Source organism: Rhizobium mongolense USDA 1844 (genome assembly GCF_000419765.1).
In the GTDB taxonomy this organism is placed as follows: Bacteria; Pseudomonadota; Alphaproteobacteria; order Rhizobiales; family Rhizobiaceae; genus Rhizobium; species Rhizobium mongolense.
This window is the reverse complement of record NZ_ATTQ01000096.1, coordinates 1-1061: the sequence shown is the minus strand read 5'-3', so window position 1 is coordinate 1061 and position 1061 is coordinate 1. Positions and strand designations below refer to the sequence as shown.

Here is a 1061-nt window from a genome sequence, read left to right as displayed (position 1 = left end):
CGTCGCCATCAACAAGGACGAGGAAGCCCCGATCTTCCAGGTCGCAGACTACGGCCTCGTCGCCGATCTCTTCGAGGCCCTGCCGGAACTGCAGAGTTCAATTTGATCGCTGTTATTTCCGTGTTAACAGGCGCGCCGGTCTAATCCACGAACGTGCTGCCAGAGTCGCAGTCCGGTTTCATCCACGGCGGAGAAAAACATGTCGCAAGTCTCCACACCACTCAAGCGGAGCGCGGACCTGCTACTCAATGACGACAGCGCGCCGATACGACGACAGGTCTCCGTGCTTGGCGGAGGTTTTCGTCCCCGAGCTTTGCAGGAGGTTCTCAACGCAATTGGCGACGCCCTGTTGTCGTCCCAGGCTCCGGTCATGGCAAGTTACATTGCGGGCAAAATATACCAGAGGCTCGAAAAACGGGGGGTGGCCAGACGCATCGATACCGCCACACCTTTGAAACCTGAGTATTTTGTCCGCGCTCTCTCTAATCTGCATGCCTCTCTGCCCCGGTTTGCTGGCGGCGCAAGAGGCTTGGCGGAATTGAAGGAACAACTCTCCTGGCGAAGCGGCCGGACCGGCCCATTTGCAAGCCTCAGGTTCGAGCAATCTCACGCTCATGCGATCGTTGTCGGACCTCACGGTCTGGAGGAACGCAGTGACGTGCGCCTCGGACTGACCTTGATGGCCCCTTACAGCCGTTTTCCAGATCACGTGCAGTTCCATTCACGTGTATTCTTGCTTCTGTCCGGTGGCGAAGTTTGCCTCGACGACAGCAATTGGTTCCGTGCCACTCCAGGGACCGTCTTCTTCAACGAAGCTGGCAAGAAATTCGCGATGCGATGCACTGCTGAGCCCTTATTGGCAGTCTGGTGCCACGTCGAAGACACGTCTCTTTGATCGATGCGATGATCGAACCGAATATGTGAATTGCGAAACGAAATCAGGAAGGAAGCAAACCCATGGACGTTCGCGCCGCCGTTGCCGTTCAGGCTGGACAACCGCTGGAAGTCATGACCGTGCAGCTGGAAGGCCCGCGGGCCGGCGAGGTTCTGGTCGAGGTCAA

The 1061-nt window shown here is 57.6% G+C and carries 1 protein-coding gene and 2 pseudogenes; all 3 read left to right on the top strand.

Annotated elements, in window-relative coordinates; all coding sequences use genetic code 11:
• Positions 1-106: pseudogene (locus A3C3_RS44895) on the top strand (electron transfer flavoprotein subunit alpha/FixB family protein); the annotation flags it as partial.
• 93 nt (positions 107-199) lie between these two features.
• Positions 200-895, top strand: coding sequence for a dimethylsulfonioproprionate lyase family protein (locus A3C3_RS0137305; protein WP_022719521.1), 696 nt, complete (start codon positions 200-202; stop codon positions 893-895).
• 62 nt (positions 896-957) lie between these two features.
• Positions 958-1061 (top strand): annotated as a pseudogene (locus A3C3_RS46445) (GNAT family N-acetyltransferase); the annotation flags it as partial.